This window comes from Modestobacter sp. SYSU DS0657, assembly GCF_054050925.1.
Genome location: NZ_JBJHAG010000003.1, coordinates 1 through 22,598, shown reverse-complemented (window position 1 = coordinate 22,598; position 22,598 = coordinate 1). Strand labels below are relative to the sequence as shown.

Below are 22,598 nucleotides of genomic sequence, written 5' to 3'. Positions count from 1 at the left end.
GCCTCAAGATCACCGATGTTGCCCGGCCATCGCCGGGCAACATCCCACCCGTCCGGGTGACGAGCCGAATGCCCTGTCAGGCCGTCACCGGCACCCCTGCCGGCCATGAACCGTCCCGGTGCGAACCACCTCGACCGTCGGCGGCGGCTGACCCCGCGCGACTACATCCCACTCGGATTCGGCCTCGTCCCCGGGGCACAGTGCCGGGTCCCGGCCGGCGGCGACGCGGTCTCGGCGAACGTCGCCCGCATCCAGCACGAGCTCGTCGTCCTCTACCGGGGAGTCCGCGAGCACGGTGCCGGCCGGCGCAACGCCAGGGCGTTTGGCGTGTCGCAGACGGTGTGGACGCGGTGCCTGGCCGGTGAGCGGTTCATGGGCGAGACCGTCATGGCAGCGCTCCTGCGTGCTATCTACGGCTGGTGAACGGCCCGGTGCTCGAGTGGGTGCCGGCCCTTGCCGGGGGGCTTCGCGACACTGACTGAAAGGTCCAGGCGCTCCTCGACCGGGAGCGGCAGGTGGCTCGGTCAGGGCAACGAGTGCGTCCACGGCGGCGGTGACGGCCGTCTACTCGTCGGCTGGGACGCCGAGCAACCGTGTCTCCCCGCCGGGGGGAGGCTCGCCGACCCGCGCCGGCCAGTGCACCAGCGCCACTCCCATCGGGGCGGACCGGCCCGGTGTCCCGTCGGGGTGGTCGAAGGACAGCCGCCCAGGGAGGGCCTCCCAGCGAGCGCCGGTGTCGCGGATCCACCGGATCCACCATGCCTCCGTCGGCTTGCAGGGGATTAGGCCGATGACGTCGCAGCGGGCAGCGGTGGCGACCGCCTTCGCGAGAAACGGCTCCAGCACGCCGCGCCTGTACGGGCAGTTCATCCAGCAGGCGCCCCCGCCGGCGAGCTCAGCCCAGTCGACGTCGGGATCGAGGGCATCGCGCAGGCGGAGGTCGGCCTGGTCAGGGCCGATGTAGAGCTCGGTCAGGGCGGTGTCGCGGGTAGCGGCCACGTCCAGGGTGATGTGCGGGAACGCCCTTCGGACCTGCTCACGCGTCGGGACGGGCGTAGCCCACAGCTGGGCGCGGGTGAGCGCCTCCTCCCGCAGCCGCAGCTTGCGCCTGCGCCGGTAGAGCCGCTGCCGGCAGGACAGGGAGCAGTACGTGCGAGGCCGACCCGTCTCCGCGTGCATGAGTGGGTTCTTGCAGACCAGGCAGCTGCGTCGTCGGGCCACCCCGGCAGCCTGCCTTCCGTAGCTCGAAGCCGGGCTACGAAACGCCGGTCCTGCAGCGGGTGGTGACGGCGGTGACTGCCCATCGGTTCGCGGGTGCGGACGGGTCGTCGTGTTCTGACACGACGACCCTTGGAGCAGTTTCATGCAGACCCCGATGGCGCCTGCGCAGGCCTCGGTCACCGACCAGGCGACCGCCGTCCCATCCTGCTGCCGGCCCGAATCCGTGGCTCGGGCGCTTCTCTCCGAGGAGGCCGTCCCGCCCGGCGTGGCCGCCTTGCTGAACTTGTCGGTGGCCGAGCTGTTGGCGGTGGACAACCTGCGCGCCGGTGAGCGCATCCGCGGCGCCGCCGCGCCGGCCATCGACGTGGCCTGCGCGGTGCTGCAATGGCCGGCGCTGGCCACCTTCACCCGAGTGCTGCCGGAACCCGATTCCCTGGCGGGCAAGGGCGGCCGAAAGATGGACTACCCGCCGCTGCTGATGCTGGTCTACGCCGTGCTGGAGCGGGTCTACCGCACCGGCACCCGGGTCGACGCCGAGATGCGCAACCCGTACAACTGGCTGCGCTTCCGCGATGCCTACTGGCGGCTGACCGGGGAGTGGCTGCGCGAGCAGCCGATGACCTGGGCGCAGTTCGAGTACTACCGCGATCGCTACCTGGCGCCCAAGCACAAGAAGGGGCAGCCGATCGACACCGGCGTCTACGACTCAGCCAACCAGACCGCGCTGCAAACGCTCATCCGTCACCTCGGGGTCGTCTCCGTCGGGCTGGTCCGTGAACTCGGCGGCTTCCCCGACGAGGAGATCAACCTGCAGACTCCCAACCCGCTCAACGCCGTCCACGGCGACGGCTCGCAGAAGAAGGCCCACTCCAGAGTGCGCGAGTACACCGACACCTTCGCCGACGGCAGCACCCAGACCCGGCTGCATGGATCGCGGGCCACCGTCGGCGCACCGCGGGTCCAGCGCGTCTTCACCGACGCCACCGCCGACGGCAAGAGCGGGGAAGGCCTCAACATGGTTGGGCTGTACTGGCGCCACCCCGAGCTCACCGACAGCCGGGTGGTGCTCTTCACCGGCATGGCCCCCGGGGCAGAGAAGGAAGTCGCGTTCCCGGGCGTCCGTCAGGTGAAGGGCCTCGTCGGCGACGCGCTGCAGTTCCTCATCTACGACGGCCTGTTCGACGGCCTCCCGATCGACGAGCTGCTCGCCGAAGGCGTCATCACCGTCAACAAGCCGCCGCAGGCGGACACCGGGAAGAGGGCGACCACGCGAGCGACGAACCGCACCCGCCGCACGGACCTCACGCCAGAGGCGATGCCGATCGCCACCCACCGGGCAGACGGCCGCGAGATCAAGACCGCCGCCGAGAAGATGCGGCTGCGCGGCGCCGAGTTCCAGCGCACGATCCGCACCGTCCTTGACGACCCCGACTACCGCGACCCGGTCGGGCAGCGCACCTACCTGACCCCGTCTGGCAAGGCGAAGCAGAAGGCGACGCTGGTCAGCTCCGATTTCGCGCCGGCGGTGCACACGCGAGCCGACGGCACCAAGTGCGAGCACGGCCTGGTGGCTGACGACGCCGCACTGTGGGAGTGGACGTTCGACGGGGCCCGCGGGGAGAAGGTCAAGACCACGCGTGAACCCCTGGAGCGGGTCGGCGCCGCTTTCCCCCAGGACACCGAGGGGCGCCGCTACCTGCAGCTGGACTACCGCGTCCCCTGCGAACACGGGGCCTTCACTCACCGCGTCGAGCTGCGACCTGACCTGTCCGGCCGCCGCCAGCGCAACCGGCCCACCCGGCTGCTGCGGGTGCTGCCGGAGGCCTACGCCGAGGCGTTCCACGCCATCTTCGACGTCCGCAACGACACCGAGGCCGCCAACTCCAGCTACAACGCCACCCTGTACATCCAGGGCCGTGCGCAGAGCCTCGACGCCCACGCGCAGCTGCTGGACTGGCTGGCTTGGGCGCTGCTGAACAACGCACTCACCTACGTGCACCACTTCGGCGCCGGCCTCGAGGCCGGGCACAAGCCGAAGAACACCAGCAAGGCCGCCCGCACCGCCGCCTGATCAGTACCACAGCGAACCGGCCGCGGCCGGGGGACAGCCCAACGGTCGCCCCCGGCCGCGGCCGCTGTTGTAGGGCGATGGGGGGACACCGAAACCGGGTCTGCGCCCGACGCGAGCGACAGCCCTTCTCGAACAGGCTGATGACGCCGCCGGAAACCACCACCGGCCCCGCCCCGAGGAGGACTCCCGATGACCGCCGCGATGACCGTTCCGCTCCCCGCTGATGACCTGCCGGACGTCTCGCCGGCCCGGCCCCGCGCCCCGTTCACCCTGGCCGACCTGCGCCCGGGCGCGCCCGCCGCCGCGCCGCCGCTGCCGGCACCGCCGGGCGTCAGCTACGCCCAGGCCGTCACCGTCGCCGCCGGTCACCGCACCGACCCCGACCAGCCGCTGGCATCCGCAGAGCTGCTGCCCCTGCTGCCCGCCGTTTGGCGCGAACTCGGGCTGTTCCCCACCCAGGACGGCCTGGCCGCCGCGATCGCCACACTGGCCCGCTTCGCCGCCTGGCTGCCCGGCAACAAGGTCACCGACCTGCACAACCTGGACACCGCCTGCGCCACCAAGTTCATCAACGCCAAGTGCGACGGCGAGCCCACGCTCGAGCACAAGCACTGGCGGCGGATGACACTGATCGTCATCTGGCTCACCCTCGACCACCTCGGCATCCCCACCGCCGGCGTGGCCGACGTCGCGGACGGCCCGGCGTGGCTGGCCGCCGCCCGGCGCCGCCGCGGGCCCGCCGGCGACGTACCTGCGCCGCAGCTGTTCCGGCTCACCGACCTGCAGCGCACCCGCGCGGCGAAGGCCCGCCGCGCCGGCAAGAAGCCGCAGTCGACCGACGTGCTGCCCGACCGTCCGCTCACCGAGGTCGAGATCGTCGCCGGCCGGCTCACCGTCGCCGGCTGGAACCCGGCCAGCCGCGACCAGGTCACCATCACCTGGGCGCTGGCCGAGGCCGGCGCCGGCAGTGGTGAGATCCCCTGCGTGCGCGGCACCGACTTCGACGACCTGGCCGCGCCCACCCGCGTGCAGCTGCCGGGAACTCGCGATGCCGCCCCGCGCACCGCCGCCCTCAGCACCTGGGGCCGCGCGCAGGCCGCCCGGGTGCTGCGCAAGCTCCAGCGCGCCACCATGCCTGCCGACGCCACCGTCGCCTACACCGGCCGCAAGGACCCGGAGGACAAGGGCGTGCAGGCGTCGATCGGCGGCACCCTCAACCGAGTCCTCGACGCCGCAGGCATCACCGGCGGTGACGTCGCCCCGCACTCCATTCGCCACTGGGCCGCCCGCCACGCCTACCAGGCCACCGGTCGGCTGGGCGCCGCAGCCGATGTCCTCGGCCGCGAGTACGGCGTCGACTGCCTGCGCCAGATTGCTCTGGACCCCCGCGCGGTGGGGTAGCTGCCCGCGGCTCCCTATGCCCACGAATCCCCGCCCACCGGTCAGGTGGGCGGGGATTCGTGGCTCTTGGTGCTGTGAGCCCGGCCTCACTCTGGCGGCAGCAGGTGGCGGTTCACCTCCAGACGGCGGCGGCCCTTGTCGGTCAGCACCCGGTAGCCGGTGTCCATGCCGCCCTCCCCGTGCTCTACCTCCACGAGGTTCGCCTGGCCGGTGGACCAGCCGGCCAGTCCGCGGTTGTCGTACCCGACCGACTGCGCGATGCGGTAGAAGTCGTCCCGGTGCATGCGCCCGCCGGCCTTCTCGAACGCGTGCAGGACGATCGCCTGACGACGTCGTCGCCCCTCGTTCGTGTTGCCGGAGATGTCGAGCTCAGTCTCGGGCTCCGTCTCGGGCGCTTCGGGCTCGATGCCCTCCATGTCGCCCAGCCGAGCGAGCGCCTGCGCCAACTCGTGCCAGCCTTCACCGATCTTCTGCGCTGCGTCAGCGAGTTCTTGTGTATTCATTGTCGCCCTCCAGGTTCATTCGCTGGAAACCATATTTGATCTCAAGTGAACCGATAGTGACACGTCACGTGACGCTGGTCAAGTTTTCCCGCGTGTTCTCGCGTGATCGCTGTGACGGCCGGTCGTTGGAGGGGACTGACAAAGCCTCCATGGCCCTGCACGGTGGGTCGCGGCGGAACGGAAGCCTGGCGGCAACCGGCCGACCGCATGCACTTCGACAGCTCCACAACGCACGGGCACCACCCCGCGGCGCCCGTGTGCACGCGGCGAGGGTCAGACCGGCACGACAGAAGGTGCACCGACACCGGCGTGACCCTCGCCGCGTACACGAATCGGTGTGAGGGCGTCGGTGGGACGCTGTTCCGCTGACGGCCGCGCGCCTTTGGACCAGTCAGCCGGGCGAGTCTTGGATCACGGGCGTGGGAAGCGCGCGAGGTCTGGCCGTAGCGGCTGGCGCCGCCATAATCTGTCGGCCCGGCCGTGTACAGGTACACCGTGAGCGCCCCACAGAGTCGCCAAGCCTGGCCGGGCCTTCGCCCGGCTTCCTCTCCGCATGTGACCTGTCACCAAGCCGCGACACGTTCGCATGCTGACCGGTCGACGGCCGTACCGACCGTAGGGTTGAGCCGATTGCCGCTCGCAGGCCGCCGCGCACGGTACGGGCTGACTAAGGAGGTGGCGGTGGGCCTGCGCTACATCGGCTCTAAGGCGCGCGTCGCGGCGGAGATCATCGACAAGCTGGGCGCGCCGGAGACGCCAGAGGGCGTGTTCGTCGACGCGTTCTGCGGAACCGGATCGGTGGCCGTCGCCGCGGCGGAGGCGGGCTGGGGCGTACGCGTCAACGACTCGTTGCGCAGCGCGGCGATCACCACGACCGCGCGGCTCATCAGCCGCGACCAGGCCCAGTTCGCCAGCCTCGGCGGCTACGAGGCCGCGGTGACAGCCTTGAACGACCTCACGGGCTCCGTCGGGTTCATCGCCCGCGAGTACAGCCCCCTCTCGGCGGAGACCGCCGGCGTCGAGCGGAAGTACTTCACCGTCGGGAACGCCAGCAAGATCGACGCGATACGCGCGCAGATCGAAGTCTGGTACGCCGCCGGTGACCTCGCCGAGTTGGAGCATGCCCTGCTCCTCGCCGACCTCATGGTCGCGGCCAACCACGTAGCCAACACGGCCGGCACCTACGGGTGCTTCCTACGGGAGTGGGCGGCCACGGCGACGCGTCCCTTGCGAATCTCTCCGCGCCAGCTCGCCGAGCAGACTCACCGGCTTGAGGTCAGTGTCGGCGACGTGCTCGACGTGGCGTACCAGCCCGAGGACGTCGCCTACTTCGATCCGCCGTACACCAAGCGGCAGTACGCGGCCTACTACCACGTCCTCGAGACCATCGCCGCCGGCGACGAACCGGACGTCGGCGGCATCACCGGCCTCCGTCCGTGGAAGCACCTCGCGTCCGATTTCTGCTACCGCAGCCGTGCCCTCACCGCGCTCAACCGCCTCGTCGAGGAGTGCGGCGCCGGTCGGGTGCTGCTCAGCTACAGCAACCAGGGCCACGTGACTCGCGCTGACCTCGAGGAGATCCTGGGCGAGCACGGTGACCTCACCGTGCATCGGCTGGGCGCCATCGGCCGCTACCGGCCCAACCGCGCCGCAGCCGCCCACAGCTCCGACGTCAACGAGTACCTGTTCGACCTGCGCAAGCCCGCCGTCCAGCTCGAGGTCGCCGCATGAGCCGGCCCCGCACCCAGGAGCAGCGGCTGCTCGCTGACGCTGCGGCGTTGGTGGCCCGGGCGCTCACCGACCTCGACGCCCCCGCCGATGCCCGGCTCGACCTCCTCGAGGCGACGGCAGCCGGCTACGCCGGCTGGGACCTGGATGACTACCGGCAGCGGTTCAGCCGACCTCGGCACGTCGCCGCAGACGATGCACGCATCTGGGGCGACAAGCTGCTGCACCTGCTGCACGCGCTTCCCATTCCCCTTCCCCTGGCCCTGTCGGCACTGGCCCACCCACAGCTCGGTCCGGGGGCCCGGCGAACCGCCGGGGCTTACTACACAGACTTCCGCCTCGCCCAGCACCTGGCCGCCCAGCTGCCGCGCACCTACAGCGCCAGCGATCGCGTGATCGACCTCGCCGCAGGCAGCGGCATGCTCCTGGTGGCCCTGACTCTCCACGTTGGCGGCGGCGACCGGGCGGCGGCCACACGATTCGTCCGGGACGCCGTGTGCGGTGCGGACCTGCACAGCGACGCCCTAGCCGCCACCCGAGCGGCCCTCGCCGCGACCGTCGACGACCTTGACGCGGTGTCGGCCTTGGACGCGCGTCTGGTCGTAGGCGACAGCCTCACGCGGCCACTGGCGGAGTGGGAGGCGCTTGCCCCGGGTGGCTTCGCGGTCGCGATCGGCAATCCGCCGTGGGAGAAGCTGAAGGTCACCCGCCACGAGCTGCTGACGTCCGCCGGCGTCGACCGTCACTACGGCGCGGCCTACACCGGGCACGACGACGCGGCCTACAACGAGGCGCGGCAGCGGATGCTCGCCTACGCCGACGAGCTCGGCGGCCGCGCCCGGCTGCAGGGCAAGGGCGAAGCGGACCTCTACAAGCTGTTCCTCGAGCTCGCCGCCCGGGTGGTCCGGCCCCACGGACAGCTCGGACTGCTGCTGCCGGCTGGGCTGATCCGCTCCCAGGGCACCCAGCCGCTTCGCGAGTTCCTCCTCGATCACGCCGAGGCGCTGTCGCTGACGGTGCTGGAGAACCGCGCCTCGTTCTTCGCCATCGACACGCGCTTCAAGTTCCTCGCCGTCGTCGCGCAGCTCACCGAGGCCCAGCCCGGGTCGACTCTGTCGTTGCAGCATGCGATCGGCACCGACTCCGGGGTGGTCGCCCAGCCGCCCGTAGAGATCGACCGAGCCGAACTCCGACGACTCCGCCCCGATCTCACCGTGCCGGAAGTCCGGACCGGCGACGAATGGCGCATCTTCGCGCAGATGGCCGACCACGGTGTGACCCTCGATGACGACCGCTGGCGGCACAGCTACCTCCGCGAACTGGACATGACCAACGACAAGGCGGACTTCGTCTGCCGCGCCTCGTCGACGGGCCTGCCACTCGTCGAGGGCCGCATGGTGCACCAGCACCGTGTCCGGGCGAAGGCCTACCGCTCCGGCACCGGTCGCGCCGCCGTCTGGGAGCCGCTGCGCCTCGCGGCGGCCGCGGTCGCGCCTCAGTTCTGGTACCCGCGCAGGCTGCTCACCCCTGCCCTCGAAGCCCGCGTCGGCACCGTGCGCGCGGGCTTCTGCGACGTCACCGGCCAGACGAACGAACGCACCCTGCTGGCCGCGCTGATCCCATCCGGGGTGGTGTGCGGCAACAAGGTGCCGACCCTCACCTTCGACGTCGACGGGCTGAGCGCCGAGGAGGCGGCCGCGCTGTGGGTTGCGCTGGTCAACAGCTTGCCGGTCGACTGGGCCGCCCGCCGAGTGGTCACCACGAGCATGAACTACTTCCTGCTGCGATCGCTGCCCCTGCCGCGCCTGGGCCCCGACGACGCCGCACGGGTAATCGGACTGGCCAGCAAGCTGAGCCGGGCCGAAGGCCTGCGGGGCGCCGACCTCTGGGAGCTGGCGCAGCACCGGGCGCAGATCGACGCGATCGCCGCCCGGAGCCTCGGCCTGGGTCTGGCCGACTTTCAGTCCATGCTCGACGACTTCCGGTTGCTCGACCGCGGCCAGCCTCCGCTGCTCGGGGAGACGAGGTCGACAGTCACCCGCGATGTGGCACTCTCCGCACTCGCCACCGAACTAGGCCAAGATGCTGGTGAATGGCAGGTGCGAGCGGATCATGCCCGTACGCAGGGGGCGGTGCCGTACGTGCCCGCGGACTACGCCGAGCTGACGAAGTAGGGAGTCACCACGTGTCGAGCGGGGAGCTGGAGAAGCCAGCTGGAGTGCGCAGGCTGGTCTACAAGGAGCTCCTCGCGGGCGACTACCGCAAGCTCGCAGCCAAGTCCAACGACAGCGACAGCGGTGGCGGAGCCCGCGACCTGCGCTTCTCGTACAAGTTCGACGGAATCTTCGCCCGGCTGCTCCCGGGCTCGAGCACGAAGAACCGGACCCGCAAGGGCATCCGGGTCGAGGAGCCGCTGCGCACCGGCCCCGTCTACCTGGACGAGGAGACCGAGACCGGCGTGGAGACGACGGTGGTCGAGATGGTGTGGGAGACGCCCACCGACGCCCGGCCCAGTGAGGGACGCATCGCGAAGGTGCATGCCTCCCCGGCCACCCGGCAGCTACTGGCGGCCCGAGATGCGATGAGGGACGAGAACGGCAACCCGCCGCGCGTCTTCGTTCTCTTCGTTCAGGACGACCAAGGAGAGCTGCGGGTGCACTACGCCTACGAGAAGGACCTCCGCGCAGGAGAATGGGCTCCGGCCGTCGCCAAGCCGATGCTCGGGCACCTGGACAACGTCAACCGGCGCCGTGACCGCGCCGTGGCCGGCTACATCGACTTCATCGACAACGTCCACTACGCGCATGACGTCCGCTAGCCCCTCCGAGCCTGCAAAGGTTCCGCAGGAGGCGCAGGAGGTTCTGGACCTGCTGCGCCTGAACCACAACGTCCTCATCAGTGGCCCGCCCGGCACAGGAAAGTCGCGGCTGCTCAACGAGGTGGCCCGCGGCTTCCGGCACCAGACCGGCGGCCCCGCGTACATCAAGTTGCGCAAGATCCCAATCCCGCCCACCACGGGCGGCCCGCCGCCGCCGTACCTGCCCAGCCCGGACCGCAAGTCCCGGGAGGTCTTCCCGATGCCGATGCACTCGGGCTCGAAGCAGCGGGACTTCCTTCGCGGCATCGTGCCTGCGGTCGACGCGGACTCGGAGGTGCTGCGGTTCGAGGTGACAGAGGGCGCCCTCTACCGGGCCAGCGAACATGCACACGGCGAAGACGGCGCCGCCCTGCTCATCATCGACGAGATCAACCGTGGGCCGGCGGTCGCGGTGTTCGGCCCCTCGATCGTCGCGCTCGATAGTGACAAGCGATTCGACGACAAGGGCGAACCGACGCCCCACACCTCCTACTTCGACATCCTCGACGAGGCAGGACGTCAGATCCCCTACGCCTTGCCAAAGCACCTGTACATCGTCGCGGCCATGAATCAGGTCGACACGTCGGTGGAGGCGCTGGACGTGGCGTTCCTGCGTCGGTTCACCCCCTACCGGCTCACGCCCGACGAAGCCGTACTCCTCGGCCACTTCGGCCCCGACGCGGCCGACGTGCCGACCGCGCCGCCCGGGTCGGCCGCGGAGGTCTACGCCGTGCTCCTCGACGCGTGGAGGCGGGTCAACGAGAAGATCAGCCTGGGCCGCGGACCGGAGTACCAGCTGGGCCACGGGGCCCTAATGCTGGGCGAGCCGCCGGAGCCGGTGCCGGAGGCGATCATGTACGCCGCTCGCTGCTGGCGCCTGGTGCGTCAGCACGTGGACGAAGTCTTCTTCGGGGACACCCGGGCCGTTGCCGACGTGTTCGCCGCGGACCGGGGTGGCAGCCCGTACAAGCTGGTCGAGACGACTTTCGCCGGTCAGCCGGTCGTCCACCTGCGCGGGCCGGAGTACCTCGACGGGGAATCTCTGCTCGCTGCGCTCCGGGCGATCGCCAAGGCCTGACGTGGTCGCGCTGCAGCGGCTGACCGTCCGGGAGGCGCGCGACGAGCACAGTGTGGTGCGCTCCGCGGCGACCGGTCTCGGCGTGCCCGACGCGGAGGTGCTCGGGCTGCTGGATCCCGCTGCTCGCCGGCTGCGCGAGCTCCTGCGGCTCCGCAGCAGCCCCTTCGCGACCAGCCCGAGGGGCACGTTGCGGGTCGACGGCATCGCTGGCCTGGTGCGGCTGTCGCCGGACCTGGAACTGCAGGTGGCGCCGAAGTTCCTCGACCCAGTCGATCCGGGCTGGCAGGAGGACTTCTTCCTGCTGGCGGTGTTCTCCAAGACCGGCCGGATTCTGCCGCGTGAGCAGATCCGTGCAGGACACGGCCGTCGTGAGGACCTCGCGACCCTCGTCGCCCAGACCCTCGCGCAGCTGTTCTGGGAGAACCACCGACGGCCGATCCGGTCGTACCGAACCCGCGAGGTCCAGGAGTTCGCCTATGAGGGCGACGTGGACCCGATCGACCTGTTCGTGCCACCGCCGGACGGCTGGCCGCAACGGGTCCTGCAACTGCGCCGGGACAACGAGCACAACGCTGTGCTCGCCGGAGCGGTGCGCGCACTGCTCCCAGAAGTTCGTGACTCCGAGACCCGACACCAGCTCGTGCGGGTGCAGCAGGCGATCGGTCACCAGCCACCGGTGACGTCACTGCGGCCGGTCCGGCTGCCCAGCCGGTACCGGCAGTGGCAGGTGGCCTATGACCTGTCCTTGCAGGTGCTGCGTGGGTTCGGGGTGCAGTTCGAACAGGAGCACCTGCTGACGCCCGGGTTCATCCTGCGGACGTGGGAGACGTGGCAGGCGCTGATCGAGGCGGCGCTGCGCACCGGCATGCCCGGAGATGTGCTGGGCCAGAAGCCGTACCGGCTCGGGGATCGGTCAGCCAGCCCGCTCGACGTCACACCGGACGTCGTCGTCGTCGTGGACGGCGCGCCGGCCCTCGTGGTCGACGCCAAGTACCGCACGCGAGAGGGCACTACGCCGGCGGTGGCAGCTGGCGACATCTACGAGACCCTTGCCTTCATGCGCGCCACCGGGACGACGAGCGCGGTGCTGCTCTACCCCCGTCCGTCCGACGCAGGGTCGGCTATGCCGGTCGGTAGCGTCGAGGTGTTCGAGCAGGTAGCCGTGGGAGCCGAACGGATCGTCGCCTTGACCGTCGAGTGCCGCGGCATCAGCGCCACCGACGGCTACGGCCAGTTCGCGAGCCGGCTGTGCGCGGCGGTGCAGCAGTACGTCGTGTAGGCCGTGAAGAGGGAGACGCCGCCAGCCGAACGGCCACCGCGCGTGGTGGTGGACTCGAAGGGGCGGCGGCCGAGCCTCGACGCCCGGGAAGGCACCCCTTCCGGGCCTGCCCGCGTCGGGGGGCGCGCTAGCCTCGCAGCGGGCCGCAGACCTCCTCAGTTGTCTCACGCGTTGTGTGGTGCGTCACCTGGAGGGTTGTCTGCACCCACCGGGCCTCTAGCTCAACTGGCAGAGCAGCGGACTTTTAATCCGCGGGTTGTGGGTTCGATCCCCACGGGGCCCACCTGGCACCGCCCTCGGCGGTGCGGTTCCCGGGTGGGTGGGCGACCGGGGAGCACCCGACGCTGAACGGGCGCTCTCCGGGCCTGCGCGTTGCGCAGCGTCAGGAGGCGAACCCGGCCCTGGCCCGGCGCATCACCGGGGCCTTGCTGATCCTGGCCAGCGACCACAGCACGGCAGCGACGAAGCACAGCCGGTTCGCCGACTCGCGGCCGGCTTCCTCGTCGAGAACCCCGCCGTGCACGACGTCCGTCACGCCCAGCAGGCCGGCAGCGACCAGGAAGACCGCAGTACCGAACAGGTCGCGGTTCAGGGCCTCCTTGCGCCCGCCGAGCCGGTAGACGACGTAGGTCACCCACATCGCCATGATCTGGCTCAGCACCAGGGCCACCCCGAGGATGCTCGGGACGAAGACCAGGAAGACCCCACCGAACCTCAGCGCCTGCAGCACCGGGTAGGCGAAGATCCGCATCTCGGGCCGCAGCCGGTTGTAGACGAAGAACACCGCGCGCACCGTGAGCAGCAGGAGTGCCCACGCGATGCCGGCGGTGAGGAGCTCGTCGGTGCCGAGCTCGTCGAGGAGGACGGCAGCGCCCAGGCCGGCCGCTGCGAAGGCGGCGGCCCAGACCCAGGCCTGGAACCCCATCGGGTACTCCCGGAACCGCGCCACGCCCGGATTGAGGGTCGGACGCTCCTCGAACCTCGAGGCGTGCATGTCGTTCTCGAAGTAGCCGATCTCGTACACCGACATCACCGACAGCAACAGCAGCGGCACGATCACCAGGAAGTGGAGCAGGCTGTCCACGTCGTAGGCGATGGCGATGGCGATGACCAGGGCGTCCACCAGCAGCAGGCGGTCCAGCGTGTACCAGGGCGAGGACTTGACCCGGACGGTGTAGCGCAGCGGGATGTAGAGGCGCTCGCGGGCGGACATCCGGTCACCCTGCTGCGGGACGAGGAAGCCCGAGCGGCAGGCCCCCAGCAGGTCGGCGTCGTCGAGTGAGTCGGAGATGAAGACGGCACGGGCGACCCCGCCCTCGCCGACGCTCCCGACCGCCTTCGTCGTCTTGCCCCCGGCGAACCAGGACGGCCGGGCGAGCAGCGGCGTCGCCAGCAGTGCGGCGGACTCGTATTCGCTCCCCCTCAGCAGCCCCCGGATCACGAACGCCATGCCGAAGGAGATGATCGTGAGCCGCGACCGGTCGACGTCGGTGAAGAAGGCGTCGATCCCGGTGGCGCGGTGCTGCTCGAAGAGAGCCGGTGCCTCCCTCCGCCATCGGAGCAGGTTCCAGGGAGTCAGGACGACGATCAGGACGACGCAGACGTAGTCCCGGATGCGGTAGCCGCTGCCCCCGGGCAGCAACCGCCACGGCACCCGCCCCCGCACCAGCAGGTCGATGACGGCGACGACCAGGGACGGCCGGCAGCGCGAGATGAAGAGCTCGGTGCTGTTGGCGGCGAAGAGCGTGTGGTCGAAGTCCACCAGCACGGGCGAGTCCGGCTCGGCGATCTCGCGCCGGACGGTGTCGGCGGTGACCGGCGACTGCCGCTGGAGGTCGAAGAAGTCCGGCTCGAGCTGCTCGGTGGTGCTTTCGGGCATTCCCCAAGGTCTCACGACCGGGCGTGTGACAGGTGGGCCAGATGTGGCGGACTGGGTCACAGGGGCGTGCAACCAGCGACCGAGCGGGAACGTTCACCAGCCGGACGCCTGACGGGCCGCTGGTGTTCCACGAGGTGCGGCCGATCGGCGCCGGCTCCTCTCGCGGCGGTGGGCCGACGCCACGCCGGGCCTGGGCGTCATCCGGCCCGTGAGCGGTCGGTGACCGACGAAAGGCCTGGTCGGTGGCGTGCCGCATGTCGACAAGGTGGCCCTGGCGAGCGGTCGGCGACCTGCCAGGTGCTCTGCACAACGATCCGGTGACGGCGCTGCCGAAGACCTCGCCGAGCACTCCGGCGCGGGCCCCGGGAGCCCTACCTTTCGGCATGTCCGCGGCACTTCCCCAGCCGCGGCGTCCCGCACCGAGGAGCCTCCGCGTGACCACGTTCGTCGACCTGCCCACCAGGACGTCGCCCCGCCCGGCGGACGTCGAGACCGACCTGGCGGCTCTGCTGGAGCTGTTCACCGTGGCGGAGGCGGACGGACCCGAGTTGTCGTCGCCGGTGGAGAGCCTCCGCGGGTTCGGGGTGCGGCTGCGAGAGCTGGTCCGGTACTGGTCGCGGCGTGCGGCCGACTGGGGCGCGGCCCCCGGCACCGCCGCGGCGTGGTTCGACCGTCCGGTGGACGGTGCCCGGTGACCCTGCTCTGGCCGGTCGTCGCCGTCGGTGGCTTCCTCCTCCTCGCCGCGCTGGTCGTCGCGCTGGCCACCAGCTCCACGGCCCGCTACGAGTTCGAGCGCAACCAGGTCCAGGGACAGCGGCGGGTGCCGGAGGCCGAGACCGTCCCGGCCGCCGTCGGGGCCGTCCCCGCGCAGGCGGGGGCCGGGGCCGAGCAGCAGCTGGAGAGCGCGACCGCCCGCGTGAGCGCGCACCCGGCCGGTGCACGGGCCGGCGCCCCGGCCGCGCCGACGGCGTGGTGGCTGGTCGAGCAGCCGGCCGGCCGATCCGGGGAGGCCGTCCTGGCCGGCCCGTTCCCCGACCGGATCGACGCCGACTGGGCGGCGATGGCCGCCGGGCGCGCCGGGTCGGCGCAGGCGGTGCACGGGGTGCTGCGCACGGACGGCCGGCTGGTGCGTCGGCCGCTGCCCGGTGAGCAGGCGTGGCTGGGCGAGCTGGGCGCCCAGCTCGACCGGCTGCCCGCGGAGTGGGACAGCCCGCTGGCCGACGAGGACGAGCTGGTGACCCTGGTGGTGGAGATCGCCTCCGCCCTGGTCGAGGCGGGGCTGCCGCTGCACGACTGCGCGGGTGAGGGCGCCGCCGGCGGGGTCTGCCTCACCCCCGAGCCGGGGCGTCCGGGGGTCCTGGTCAGCTGGCACCAGCACGACCGGATGAGCCGGGACCAGGTGCACGGCGCGGAGGCGTCGACCGCGGTCCAGGCCACGATGAACGTGGCCGTCGCCGGGTGCCTGGAGTCGCTGGGCTTCGCCGTCGAGCCGTTCGGCGCCGCGGGCTGCGTGCTGGTCACCGCCTGAGGACCGCGGACAGCCCGGGCCGGCGAGGTGCCGACCCGGGCTGCCCGGTCACGCTGCTGGCTCAGCGAGGAGCGATGCGCCCCTTGCTGGCCCACAGGCTCTCCGGCGGGCCGAGGTAGCTCGGCAGCTCACCGCCGGTGTCCACCACCAGCTTCTGCAGCACCACCGTCGGGTCGACCATCCAGAACTTGAGCACGTGGTGACCGGGGGTCTCGATCACGTGCTGCGTCGTCGTCCGGTTGACGTTGTCGGAGGTGTTGCGCTGCCACTGCCGGTTCATCGTGGTGTCGTTCGCACCGGTCTCGGCGATGATGTCGACCACCTGCGGCGGCGCGTCGTCGATCGAGATCGCGTACTGCAGCCCCTCGGGCGGCAGCACGTCGTTGCGCGGGGAGAGGTACGCCGTCACGTCCACCGGTCCGGTGGTGGTCAGGTGCATCTCGTACGCCAGGTGCGGGCTGTCGCCACCCGGGGTCTGCCGCGGCGTGCGCAGCGGGTAGGGCTTCACCCCGTCGCTGTCCCGGCCGATGTCCGGGATCGTCGTCCAGGTGACGCCGTTGGTCTCGACCGCGCGGCTGTAGTGCTCCGCGTTCATCGAGACGTACCCGCCGCCCTCGACGAAGCCCTGGGCGCCACGCACGTCGGGCTTCTCGATCACCGCGGTGACGACGACCTGCGCGCCGTCCGGGCCGGTGATCGTCAGCGGCACCTCGGTGCGGCCCTGCGGCGCCCGGCCCCACTCCACGATGAGCTCCGCCCGCACCTGGTCGGTGACCCGGCCGCGCGGCTTGTCCAGGTGCACCCACGGCACACCGGGCGTGATCGTGTATTCGAAGGCCTGGGTGCCCTTGTTGAACACCTCGACGTAGGGGGCCGGGGTGCCGGCGTACCGGCTGTACACCGGCAGCACCGCCGGCGCCGAGGACGCCGGCCAGGACTGCTCCGACCCCTCGATCGCCACGCCCATCTCCGCGACGGCCGGAACCTCGATGCGCTGCAGCGCCGGGTAGATCTCGTCCGGCAGCGCCTCGTGGTTCTCCTCCGGCTGCTGCCAGCCGGCGTTGGGACCGTAGCGCTCGACGTCGCCGTAGCCGATGTGCGGCTGGGTCTGGAAGCCCTCCCACTTCCCGTCGGCGATCTCGGTGTTGTAGCGGTCGGCCATCGCCTGGTCCTCGGCGAAGTGGGCCTCGGCCTCGTCGGCCAGGCGGTTGGTGGCCGCCCGGCCCTGCTCCGCGTAGAGCAGGTTGGTGAACTGCGCGTTGCGCAGCTCGTAGACGTTGGCCGTCGCCTGCACCGGGTAGCCGACCAGCTGGAAGAACGTGTCCCGCTGGGCGGGCAGCACCCGCTTGGACAGCCGGTCGGCCTGCGCGGCGAGCTCCTGCCAGTCGGCGGTCACCCGGTCCATCTCCCGGTAGGCGGTGAGGCTGAACGGGTTGCCCTCGTCGTCGTAGAGCACCGCCGAGGGGTCGGTCCGCAGGTCCTTGGTCTCGTCGAGGCTGATCGCCCGGTTCAGCAGCTCCGGCTTCCGCCGGGACTGCAGCACCCCGTACTGGTGGAGGACCTCGGCGATGTCCTCGGCGAACGTCGGCCCGAAGTTCTCCGCGGCGAACCGCCGCTCCCACTCGTGCAGCTGGTCCAGACCCCAGCGCTGGGTGTCCCAGGCGTAGTCCAGGAAGAACTGCGTGGGCACCTCGTTGCCCTTCAGGTCACCGACGTTGGTGACCCACAGGTCGGAGATGCCGGCGCTGGCCGACTGCTCCAGCTGCTCCCACAGGTTCGGCAGCGGGGTGGTGTCGACCCACTTGTAGTTGCGGCCGTCGCCCACGTAGTCGAAGTGGTAGTAGAGGCCGAAGCCGCCGGGGCGGGCGTCGGAGGGCTGGGGCAGCTTGCGCATGTTGCCCCAGTTGTCGTCGGTCATGATCACCGTGACGTCCTCGGGGGCGCGCAGCCCCTCGTCCCAGTACCGCTGGACCTCCTTGTAGAGGGTCCACACCTGCGGCGTCTGGTCCGCCGGCTTGCCGGTGACCTCCTCGATGATCCGCCGCTGGGTGGCGATGATCTCCTGCATCAGGTCGATGCCCTCGCCGTCGGGCAGGGCGACGTCGCCGTTGCCGCGCATGCCGATGGTGACCACGCCCTCGAAACCCTGGTCGACCATCCGCTGGATGCCCTCACGCCAGTAGGCCTCGATCGCGGCCCGGTTGCGGCGGAAGCTCCACTCGCCGGTACCTCCGTAGGGGTCCGAGCCCGGCTCGACGATGTTCCCGGCGGCATCCCGCTGCGCCGGGACGGCGTGCCGGTTCCACTCCTCGATGCCGCGCATCATCGGCGCCTCGTGCGACGTGCCCATGACCACGCCGTAGCGGCTGGCGGTCTCGTGGTTGGCCGGGTCGTCCTCGGCGAACGCGCGGCCCCACACCGCCGGCCACAGGTAGTTGGCCTTCAGCCGCAGCATGGTCTCGAAGACCTGGCCGTAGAACTCGGCGTTGAAGCCGTTCGGGAAGCCCTCCGCCTTGCCCGGGCCGAAGAACCGGGGTGCCCAGCGGCCCAGCTGCGGGTTCTCGTCGTTGATGAAGAAGCCGCGGTACTTCACGTCCGGCGTGCCCTGGGTGTGCCGGCCGGGCAGCACGTACACCGTCTCGCGGTGCCGGGGCACGACGTCGTTCCAGAACTGCCACGGCGAGACGCCGATCCCGCGGGAGACGTCGTAGGCGCCGTAGATCGTGCCGCGCTGGTCGCTGCCGGCGATGACCAGGGCCTGCTCGACGCCGGGCATCGGGTCCTCGACGACCTGCTGGAGCGAGGTCTCCCACTCCCCGGCGATGCCGGAGACGTCGACCTTCCCCGCGGCGACGAGCGAGTCGACCAGCGGGCTGTGGCCGATCGTCCCGACGATGACGACCTCGCGCTCGGCGGGGACGGCGCCGGTGACGACCTTCGGCGTCTGCCCGGTGACCTGGGCGATGTCCTCGGCCAGGTCACCGACGGCGCGCTGGACGCCTTCGAACTCACCCGGGTCGACCACCAGGGTGGCGGCCCTGCCGGGGACGGCGAGGGGGAAGCGGCCGGGGCCACCGGCGTAGGCGAGGTAGGCGCCCGGGTCCGTCGGCGCGGTGGCCGACTGGCCGCCGGGTGCGCCGGCGGGGAGAGGTGCCGCCGACGCCGAGGTGGCGCCGGCCGGCACGGTCAGGGCGAGCGCCAGGCCGACCAGGAGTGCGCGGTGCGGGGTGCGCCGCCACCTCCCTGGCTGACCGGCGCCACGCCGGGAGGGCGGGCGTAGACGGAGGGCGGTTGAGCTCATGTCCGGCTCCACGGTGAGGGACGGATGGGCGGGCAGTGCTGCCCGGACACGTCGTTCCGAGAAGTTCCGGAAACCTGTGTCCGCCGTCACGGTAGGGAGGTCGGAAAGCGGTGGCAATGCTGGGAGCCGGATCAGTTCCGGCACCGCCGCAGGTGTAGTGCGCCCCGCTGTCGGGCATGTCGGACCGGTCGAGAAACGGCACCGCACGCACCCACGGGAGACCGTCCATGACCCGCTCCATCGCCGATCAGACCGTCGCCGAACTCGGCGGCCCGACGAGCGTCCTCGTCCGTCAGCGCAAGGACCACGCGGAGCTGGGCCGGCTGCTCACCGAGCTCGACGGCACGACCGGCCGGGAGCAGGAGCAGGTGCTGCGGAGGATCGACCGGCTCGTGTTCAGCCACGCGTTCGCGGAGGAGACCGTGCTCTGGCCGGTCATCCGGCGGGTCCTGCCGGACGGCGACGCGCTGACCCGCCAGGTCGAGGAGGAGCACCAGGAGGTCAACGAGCTGGTCACCCGCCTGGAGGCGCTCGACCACGACGACCCGCGTCGCGCCGAGACGCTCGCCCGGCTCGTCGAGGTGCTGAACGAGGACGTCCGCGACGAGGAGGACGTGATGTTCCCCCGCCTGCAGGAGGCCCTCGACGCGAAGGCGCTGCGGCGGCTCGGCCTGCAGTGGGAGGTCGCCCGGCGGGTCTCCCCGACCCGGCCGCACCCCACCGTCTCCCGCCGTCCGCCGGGTAACGCCGTCTCCGGCCTGCCGCTGTCGCTGCTGGATCGCACCCGCGACCTGGTCGACGCCGGCGTGCAGCGCGCCCCGGAGCGCCTCGCCCCCGCCGGCGAGACGGTCAGCCGGGGACTGGCCGCGGCGGCCGGCTGGGTCGAGCGGGTACCGCTGGCCCGCCGGGGCGACGGGTCGCCCACCGCCCGCTGACCCGGCGACCGGCCGGCGTGGTCTGATCGAGGCGAACGGCTGGCACCGGCGCCGGCCCCGCCAGAGGAGCCGCATGTCCGGTGAGGTCCTGCTCGAGGTGGACGACGGCGTCGCCGTCGTCACGCTCAACGCCCCGCAGCGCCGCAACGCGCTGACCCCGGCGATGGCGGGGGAGCTGATCGCCGCCTTCGACGAGGCCGACGCGCGCCCCGAGGTCGGTGCCGTGGTCGTCCGCGGAGTCGGCCGCTCCTTCTGCGCCGGCGGTGACGTGCAGACGCTCACCGCCGCGGGCCAGGACCCGGCCGAACCGGGGGCCTACGCCGGCATGGGCGCCATCTACGACTCGTTCCTGCGGCTCGGCCGGGTGCAGGCCCCGACCATCGCGGCGGTCCGCGGCTCGGCGGTGGGCGCGGGGATGAACCTGCTGCTCGCCGCCGACCTGCGGATCGTCGCGCGGGACGCCCGGCTGCTGTGCGGCTTCCTCAAGCGCGGGATGCACCCCGGCGGCGGGCACTTCGTGCTGCTGTCCCGGTTGGTCGGGCGCGAGGCGGCGGCGGCGATGGCGCTGTTCGGCGAGGAGCTCGACGGCGCGGCGGCGGTGCGGCTGGGCCTGGCCTGGGAGACCCACGACGACGACGCGGTCGAGGACCGGGCCCGCGAGCTCGCCGCCCGGGTGGCCCGCGACCCGGAACTCGCCCGGCTGGCGGCGACCAGCTTCCGGACCGAGACCGGTCCGCCCCAGCTCGGCTGGGAGGCCGCCAGCCAGTACGAGCGGCCGGCCCAGATGTGGTCGATGCGCCGGGTGCACGGCTGACGGCAGGCCCGGGAGTATCGCAGCGAGGAACGAGCGAGGAGCGGACCGGGGCGCGGAGTCGGCCCTGAGTGCACGCCTGACGGCAGGGCTCACCAGTCCGCCCGTTGTTCGGGTCAACTCCCTCGCGCGGCTGCCGTTGATCGAGGCGGATCGACACAGCGGTCACAGGAGCACCAGCCGGGGGGAGGGGGCGCATGGCGCTCAGCGTGCGGACGAACCTCCCCGCGGCGTCCGCGCACCGGCACCTGGTCATCGGTGCCGGGGGCACGACGCGGTCGATCGAGCGGCTCTCGTCGGGTCTGCGGGTCAACCGGGCGGCCGACGACGCGGCGGGTCTGGCCATCTCGGAGGGGCTGCGCGCGCGGATCGGCGGCACGGGGCAGGCGCTCCGCAACACCCGCGACGCCATCAGCGTCGTGCAGACGGCGGAGGGCGCGCTGGCCGCGACCACCTCGGTCCTGCAGCGGCTGCGTGACCTCGCCGTCCAGGCGGCGAACGGCGGTGGCCTGGGCCGGGCGGCCAAGCTGCACCTCCAGACGGAGGCCGTCCAGCTCAAGGCGGAGCTGACCCGGATCGCGGGGACGACGACCTTCGCCGGCACCCCCCTGCTCGACGGCAGCTACCACGGGGTCTTCCAGGTCGGCGCCGACATGGGGGAGACCATCCACGTCACCGTCGACCGTGCGCTGGACACGCTCGGGCTCGGGCTGGAGGGGCTCAACGTCGCCAGCGTCGAGACGTCGCCGCCCGCCGTGATCCCGGCGCGCGGGCGTGTCGTCGACCCGGCGGCGGGCGAGATCCGGATCGCCGGGGCCACGACTGCGCCGGGCGGCATCCCCGGTCTGCGCGGCACCGTGCGGCTGGGCGCCGCCCAGCTCGACCTCGCCTCGATCACCTACACCAGCACCGACGCGGTGCCGGGGGTCAGCACCGTCGAGGCGCTCGACCAGCTCAACGCCGCGGCGGCGGCCGCGGGTATCACGCACCGCCCGGACCCGTTCGCCCTGGACGGCACCGACCTGGTCCTCCGCGGACCGGAGCCGGCCAGTGACGCCGAGGCCGAGGGGGCCGCCGAGGTGGAGTTCGTCGTCGCCGGCACACCCCCGGCCGACGGCGTCACGACCTGGGCGGCCCGGTACTCGTTCCCGCCGTCCCCCGGACTGCTGCTCTTCCGGGACCACCCCCCGGTCGAGCTCCCGGAGCTGCGCGGCCGGGTCTCCGCCGACGGGCAGGCGGTCGAGCTGGGTGCGGTCGCGTACGTGGACACCGACGGGAACGGCGAGATCGGCGAGGCCGAGGCGCTGGCGCAGCTGAACGACGCCGCGCGGGCGGCCGGCCTCACCGTGGACCCGCAGGCGTTCCAGGTCCTGTTCCATCCCGGGGGACGGGGCACCGCCTTCTGGGGCGCGACACCGTCCGACACGGCGACCCCGGCCGAGCTGGCCGCGCTGACCCCGGTGTTCACCCCGGCGCCCCACCCGATCGACCAGATCGACGACGCGCTGGCGCTGGTCGCCACGGCACGGGCCGGCCTCGGCGCGGTGCAGAACCGGCTCGAGCACACGATCGACAGGCTCGCGGTGGCGCTGGAGAACGCCACCGCGGCGCGGTCCCGGATCGTGGACGCCGACATGGCCCAGGAGGCGACGGCGCTGGCGCGCAACCAGATCCTGGTCCAGGCCGGCACCTCGATGCTCGCCCAGGCCACCGCCACCGCCGACCGGGTGCTGACCCTGCTGGGCGGCTGACGCACGTCGGGGGGGGGGGGCCCGCGGGGGGGGGGGGGGGGGGGGGGGGGGGGGGGGGGGGGGGGGGGGGGGGGGGGGGGGGGGGGGGGGGGGGGGGGCGCGCGCCGGCGCCGCCCCGGCCGCGGCGGGCGCCCCCCCCCCCGACGGTCGAGCGCAGGATCAGGTGGTCTGCTGGCGCTTCGGCTCGGAGCGGGCGTCCAGCTGGATCTCCTTCTCCGCGCGGGGCACACCGGCCTTCAGCTCCTTGGTCCGCTC

The 22,598-nt window shown here is 72.1% G+C and carries 17 protein-coding genes and 1 tRNA gene; 14 read left to right on the top strand and 4 right to left on the bottom strand.

The window, feature by feature from the left end:
- Window positions 1-105: 105 nt before the first annotated feature.
- Window positions 106-423, top strand: a complete 318-nt coding sequence (locus ACI79A_RS02775; RefSeq protein ID WP_457079690.1) for a hypothetical protein — start codon at window positions 106-108, stop codon at window positions 421-423.
- A gap of 141 nt (window positions 424-564) precedes the next feature.
- Here the strand turns inward: ACI79A_RS02775 and ACI79A_RS02770 are convergent, their stop codons facing one another.
- Window positions 565-1,221, bottom strand: a complete 657-nt coding sequence (locus tag ACI79A_RS02770) for a DNA N-6-adenine-methyltransferase (RefSeq protein WP_457079688.1) — start codon at window positions 1,219-1,221, stop codon at window positions 565-567.
- 265 nt (window positions 1,222-1,486) lie between these two features.
- Between ACI79A_RS02770 and ACI79A_RS02765 the strand changes: the two genes are divergently transcribed.
- Both ACI79A_RS02765 and ACI79A_RS02760 read left to right on the top strand, forming a co-directional pair.
- Window positions 1,487-3,292 (top strand): hypothetical protein, encoded by a 1,806-nt coding sequence (locus ACI79A_RS02765; protein WP_457079686.1) that lies wholly within the window; start codon window positions 1,487-1,489, stop codon window positions 3,290-3,292.
- Window positions 3,293-3,481: 189 nt separating this feature from the next.
- Window positions 3,482-4,693, top strand: coding sequence for a hypothetical protein (locus ACI79A_RS02760; protein WP_457079684.1), 1,212 nt, complete (start codon window positions 3,482-3,484; stop codon window positions 4,691-4,693).
- Window positions 4,694-4,779: 86 nt separating this feature from the next.
- On the opposite strand, the gene ACI79A_RS02755 is transcribed toward ACI79A_RS02760, so the two are convergent.
- A complete protein-coding gene (locus ACI79A_RS02755; RefSeq protein ID WP_457079682.1) occupies window positions 4,780-5,196 on the bottom strand; it encodes a hypothetical protein in 417 nt (138 codons plus the stop codon).
- A 681-nt stretch (window positions 5,197-5,877) separates the two neighbouring features.
- On the opposite strand from ACI79A_RS02755, the gene ACI79A_RS02750 reads away from it, so the two are divergent.
- From ACI79A_RS02750 to ACI79A_RS02725, 6 genes are all read left to right on the top strand, one after another.
- Complete coding sequence (locus ACI79A_RS02750; RefSeq protein ID WP_457079680.1) at window positions 5,878-6,927, top strand: DNA adenine methylase; 1,050 nt, start codon at window positions 5,878-5,880, stop codon at window positions 6,925-6,927.
- Window positions 6,924-9,098: an Eco57I restriction-modification methylase domain-containing protein gene (locus ACI79A_RS02745; protein ID WP_457079678.1), complete on the top strand. Its 2,175-nt coding sequence runs from the start codon at window positions 6,924-6,926 to the stop codon at window positions 9,096-9,098. The genes ACI79A_RS02750 and ACI79A_RS02745 overlap by 4 nt, the downstream gene beginning before the upstream one ends.
- A gap of 11 nt (window positions 9,099-9,109) precedes the next feature.
- Complete coding sequence (locus ACI79A_RS02740) at window positions 9,110-9,742, top strand: hypothetical protein (protein WP_457079676.1); 633 nt, start codon at window positions 9,110-9,112, stop codon at window positions 9,740-9,742.
- Entirely contained in the window at window positions 9,729-10,859 is a 1,131-nt protein-coding gene (locus ACI79A_RS02735; protein WP_457079674.1) for an AAA family ATPase, read from the top strand. Before ACI79A_RS02740 ends, ACI79A_RS02735 begins: the two co-directional genes overlap by 14 nt.
- A gap of 1 nt (window position 10,860) precedes the next feature.
- Window positions 10,861-12,138, top strand: a complete 1,278-nt coding sequence (locus tag ACI79A_RS02730) for a 5-methylcytosine restriction system specificity protein McrC (protein ID WP_457079672.1) — start codon at window positions 10,861-10,863, stop codon at window positions 12,136-12,138.
- A gap of 210 nt (window positions 12,139-12,348) precedes the next feature.
- Window positions 12,349-12,421 (top strand) — tRNA-Lys (locus tag ACI79A_RS02725).
- A 99-nt stretch (window positions 12,422-12,520) separates the two neighbouring features.
- Here ACI79A_RS02725 and ACI79A_RS02720 read toward each other — a convergent pair.
- Complete coding sequence (locus ACI79A_RS02720; protein WP_457079670.1) at window positions 12,521-14,017, bottom strand: hypothetical protein; 1,497 nt, start codon at window positions 14,015-14,017, stop codon at window positions 12,521-12,523.
- Between the two features lie 434 nt (window positions 14,018-14,451).
- Here ACI79A_RS02720 and ACI79A_RS02715 point away from each other — a divergent pair, with 434 nt between their 5' ends.
- A complete protein-coding gene (locus ACI79A_RS02715) occupies window positions 14,452-14,712 on the top strand; it encodes a hypothetical protein (protein ID WP_457079668.1) in 261 nt (86 codons plus the stop codon).
- The gene (locus tag ACI79A_RS02710; RefSeq protein ID WP_457079666.1) at window positions 14,709-15,545 is read left to right on the top strand and encodes a hypothetical protein; all 837 of its coding nucleotides are present in this window, start codon (window positions 14,709-14,711) and stop codon (window positions 15,543-15,545) included. The genes ACI79A_RS02715 and ACI79A_RS02710 overlap by 4 nt, the downstream gene beginning before the upstream one ends.
- Window positions 15,546-15,606: 61 nt before the next feature.
- On the opposite strand, the gene ACI79A_RS02705 is transcribed toward ACI79A_RS02710, so the two are convergent.
- Window positions 15,607-18,846: a glycosyl hydrolase 115 family protein gene (locus tag ACI79A_RS02705; RefSeq protein ID WP_457079664.1), complete on the bottom strand. Its 3,240-nt coding sequence runs from the start codon at window positions 18,844-18,846 to the stop codon at window positions 15,607-15,609.
- 227 nt (window positions 18,847-19,073) lie between these two features.
- Here ACI79A_RS02705 and ACI79A_RS02700 point away from each other — a divergent pair, with 227 nt between their 5' ends.
- The 3 genes from ACI79A_RS02700 to ACI79A_RS02690 all read left to right on the top strand — a co-directional run bounded on the left by ACI79A_RS02700 (window position 19,074) and on the right by ACI79A_RS02690 (window position 22,343).
- A complete protein-coding gene (locus ACI79A_RS02700) occupies window positions 19,074-19,781 on the top strand; it encodes a hemerythrin domain-containing protein (protein ID WP_457079662.1) in 708 nt (235 codons plus the stop codon).
- A 73-nt stretch (window positions 19,782-19,854) separates the two neighbouring features.
- A complete protein-coding gene (locus tag ACI79A_RS02695) occupies window positions 19,855-20,595 on the top strand; it encodes an enoyl-CoA hydratase-related protein (RefSeq protein WP_457079660.1) in 741 nt (246 codons plus the stop codon).
- A gap of 194 nt (window positions 20,596-20,789) precedes the next feature.
- Window positions 20,790-22,343 carry a flagellin N-terminal helical domain-containing protein gene (locus ACI79A_RS02690; protein WP_457079658.1) on the top strand — a complete coding sequence of 518 codons (1,554 nt, stop codon included), beginning with the start codon at window positions 20,790-20,792 and terminating at the stop codon, window positions 22,341-22,343.
- Window positions 22,344-22,598: the final 255 nt, after the last annotated feature.

Coding starts and splice junctions, on each gene's coding strand:
- ACI79A_RS02720 (WP_457079670.1), bottom strand. CDS start 14,017: ATGCCCGAAAGCACCACCGAGCAGCTCGAGCCGGACTTCTTCGACCTC.
- ACI79A_RS02755 (WP_457079682.1), bottom strand. CDS start 5,196: ATGAATACACAAGAACTCGCTGACGCAGCGCAGAAGATCGGTGAAGGC.
- ACI79A_RS02700 (WP_457079662.1), top strand. CDS start 19,074: ATGACCCGCTCCATCGCCGATCAGACCGTCGCCGAACTCGGCGGCCCG.
- ACI79A_RS02695 (WP_457079660.1), top strand. CDS start 19,855: ATGTCCGGTGAGGTCCTGCTCGAGGTGGACGACGGCGTCGCCGTCGTC.
- ACI79A_RS02745 (WP_457079678.1), top strand. CDS start 6,924: ATGAGCCGGCCCCGCACCCAGGAGCAGCGGCTGCTCGCTGACGCTGCG.
- ACI79A_RS02705 (WP_457079664.1), bottom strand. CDS start 18,846: ATGAGCTCAACCGCCCTCCGTCTACGCCCGCCCTCCCGGCGTGGCGCC.
- ACI79A_RS02760 (WP_457079684.1), top strand. CDS start 3,482: ATGACCGCCGCGATGACCGTTCCGCTCCCCGCTGATGACCTGCCGGAC.
- ACI79A_RS02775 (WP_457079690.1), top strand. CDS start 106: ATGAACCGTCCCGGTGCGAACCACCTCGACCGTCGGCGGCGGCTGACC.
- ACI79A_RS02690 (WP_457079658.1), top strand. CDS start 20,790: ATGGCGCTCAGCGTGCGGACGAACCTCCCCGCGGCGTCCGCGCACCGG.
- ACI79A_RS02735 (WP_457079674.1), top strand. CDS start 9,729: ATGACGTCCGCTAGCCCCTCCGAGCCTGCAAAGGTTCCGCAGGAGGCG.